The sequence below is a fragment of the Sporosalibacterium faouarense genome (assembly GCF_016765695.1).
Classification (GTDB): Bacteria; Bacillota; Clostridia; order Tissierellales; family VENL01; genus Sporosalibacterium; species Sporosalibacterium faouarense.
In genome coordinates, this window is sequence record NZ_JAETGO010000033.1 from 1 (window position 1) to 2861 (window position 2861).

Consider the following 2861-nt stretch of genomic DNA (forward strand, 5'->3'; position numbering starts at 1 on the left):
GTCGGTAAGGCACTAGACTTTGACTCTAGTATGCGTAGGTTCGAGTCCTGCCGTCCCAGCCATTATTGTTCTAGCAAGTAGCTAGTATTTTTTTATCTAATCATGACTTAATTAGTTGAAAACATATATTAGTGGATTGGAACTTTACGTTAAGTAAAATGGCAGCATAGCCAAGTGGTAAGGCATAAGTAGAGAACAGAAATTTTTAATTTCCTGTGAATCACTTAGTCATATACTTTGAATAGTAATAAAAGTCAATAAAAAAGTATAAAAATAGGTGTGGCGGCATAGCCAAGTGGTAAGGCAGAGGACTGCAAATCCTTTATCCCCAGTTCGAATCTGGGTGCCGCCTCCAAATAAATAAGCGCTCATAGCTCAACTGGATAGAGTGTCTGACTACGAATCAGAAGGTTGGGGGTTCAAGTCCTCCTGGGCGCACCATACATATTTTATAAAAGTCAAGGGTTGTGTTAAATTCCAATCCTTGGTTTTTTTTGTGGCTCTATGTCAATAGTTGGGCAGGATTATTTTTAATCCTGTTCCATTATTATGTTTTAAAACCTTAATCATGTTATTAAAACTTTCTGTAGGATTATTAGTATAATCGTATTTAAAAGTAATCCCTATTTCCTTAAACAGTCTTATATTTAACAGTATATTTTTCAAGCTTTGATCTATACTTGGATTCGGTGTGATTCTTAAATTATTGTTATATAGTAATATTAAGTCAACAGTTCTTTACTTTCATTCTTACTTAGGCTTACGGTAGTGAGAAAGAATTAGCTTTTTATTTCTTTTGCAATATTTTTTTAGCAATTAATTAACTTAAGGTGTGCAATTTTTAAATAGTTAAAATCATTAATTTTTTTATAAGTTAGCTGAGTACATAGAGTACAAAACATTTTACTTTTGCGAGGGATAATAGATTCTTGGACAATCCAAAAAAAATAAGGGTCGTCTAGTAATAGGTAAAAAACTTAAATATTAAACTTCTTTTAAATAAGAATCCCCCACTTTTATAAGTGGAGGGAGGGTTCAATAATCTTTTAAATACTAATCCAAAAATCAATTAATTAATAACCATATAAGGGCAGTAATTAAAAAACTTAAGAAAGCAATTAAAGGGCTGTAAATAGCAATATTTAATTTGTAATTCTTATAAATCTTCATGATATTCCCCTCCTTATAGATGACTTTCTTCTATAATAATAGACCAAAGTAAAGCTAGGATTAATTTGGAGATAAAAATATGTTAATAATAATATCAATACTACATATATCCTTGAAAAGAATTTTGATATATATTTAGATTCTATTTTAAAATCAAAAATACGATAAAAGTATACTATAAATGAATATGGAAACAGTGATAAGTATAGAAGTGAATATATCTATATGAATGGGCATAATATTTATATGTAGCTAATTAGTATATTAATGACGAGTAGAATGATTTTATTTATTCAATCATAAATAGTGGTATCAAATTCATATCGATATTGATATGAATAAAATTATTTATCATTGTTGTTCTAAATAATACTTCAAAAATATACGTCTAAATTTTTAGGTATAAACTATTGGGTATAATATTATAATAAATAAATTATTTGTGAGGGAATAGAAATGAGTAGTGAAAGCAATCAGAAAAACAATCAAGGTCTTAATGCTTTAAAATACTTTGTTAAAACAATTGGCTTCATTGCCATATGTATATTAATGTTTGGGGTAGGTATTTTTGTAGGATTTCAATTATTTAAGAGATTTTTTTATCTCTAGTCATGAGTTTATCATATTGTCAAGAAGTTCCTCACTTTTCTAATCAGGTATGAATCAACATCCTTTCTAAACAGATGTTCCATTGTGAATGTTTGTAATATAATAACATGTAAAATGACTAAAGAGATGCGGTGCATTAATGTGCATGAAACTAGCTTGTAGATTTAAACTAAGATAAAAAATATAGGAAAACTGTCCTTCTACACAACAGGTAAAACCTCTAAAAAAGCAGAACATTTAAATATTGCAAGCATAGATATAGGTCTAAATAATTTAGCTATAAATAGTTTTAGTAACATATAAAATGCTTATATAATAGATAATAAAGTAATTAAAGTTAGAAATAGTTGCTTTAATAAAGAGATAGCTAGAATTCAAGGGATTAGAATCGGACAAGTAGGTAATAAAAATATAAGATATATTAGGGGCTTCTTTAGAGCAAACTTAAATATAAATGATTAATTAAATATCTTGAAGAAATATTTAGATAATAAATGTATTCTTAGACTAATGATTAAGGTGAGAAATAATAGATTTTTGGATAATTCGAAAAGAATAAGGGTAGCCTAGTAATGAATATAAAGGTTAAATACCAAACTTATTTTAAATAAGAATCATTCACTTTAAAATAGATATTTTAAGTTTGGGGATAATTCAGTTGAGAACGGTAGGAGATATCTTTAACTAAATATTACTTTAAGACATAATTACATAATAAGCTAAAAACATTGTAATAAAGAGATTAAGTATTACTATTATGATATGTTTAGATGATTTTTTTTAGTAGAATAAAAAAAGTTTTAAAAATGTGTTGACAATGCAAGAAAAAACTGCTATAGTATTAAGAGTCGTCACGAAACGGCAAGAAAAGAACTTGGCTATTGATGTTCTATTTACTATATTACAAGGAATGTTATTGCAAGATTCGGCAAAGTGGTACAAAGAAAAAAATACTTGACAAACTCTTTGAAATTTGTTATAGTATTAAGAGTCGACAGAAAAGAAATAAAGAAAAAATAAGTCGACATTGGTCTTTGAAAAATAAACAGCGTAGAGATAAATTAAACACATGTAATACAATT

Annotated in this window: 1 protein-coding gene and 2 tRNA genes; all 3 read left to right on the forward strand. The window is 27.4% G+C overall.

The window, feature by feature from the left end:
- Positions 1 to 281: 281 nt before the first annotated feature.
- A tRNA-Cys gene (locus JMO20_RS04845) sits at positions 282 to 355 on the forward strand.
- Positions 356 to 364: 9 nt separating this feature from the next.
- Positions 365 to 441 (forward strand) — tRNA-Arg (locus JMO20_RS04850).
- A gap of 1185 nt (positions 442 to 1626) precedes the next feature.
- Positions 1627 to 1779 (forward strand): hypothetical protein, encoded by a 153-nt coding sequence (locus JMO20_RS04855; protein WP_202708413.1) that lies wholly within the window; start codon positions 1627 to 1629, stop codon positions 1777 to 1779.
- Positions 1780 to 2861: the final 1082 nt, after the last annotated feature.

Coding starts and splice junctions, on each gene's coding strand:
- JMO20_RS04855 (WP_202708413.1), top strand. CDS start 1,627: ATGAGTAGTGAAAGCAATCAGAAAAACAATCAAGGTCTTAATGCTTTA.